Source organism: Bacillus sp. JST-5, assembly GCF_057747715.1.
Map to the genome: position 1 here is coordinate 19,279 of NZ_JBYLHW010000041.1, position 229 is coordinate 19,507.

Consider the following 229-nt stretch of genomic DNA (forward strand, 5'->3'; position numbering starts at 1 on the left):
TCCACCAGATACTACTAATGATAGTAGAGGAAACTCGAGTTCTTTAATTAATTGGTTTGCATATATATGCCCAGCAATATGATGAACAGGGATGAGAGGTTTCTGATAAGCAAAAGCTAATGCTTTAGCTGCATTAACACCTACAAGTAATGCCCCTACCAATCCAGGACCTGATGTAACTGCAACTCCGCTAATTTCATCCATCGTTAAATTGGCTTGACTTAATGCT

General features: G+C 38.9%; 1 pseudogene. It reads right to left on the minus strand.

Annotation, left to right across the window (positions count from 1 at the left end):
• Positions 1–229: pseudogene (locus tag AC3ASS_RS09410) on the minus strand (tRNA (adenosine(37)-N6)-threonylcarbamoyltransferase complex transferase subunit TsaD); the annotation flags it as partial.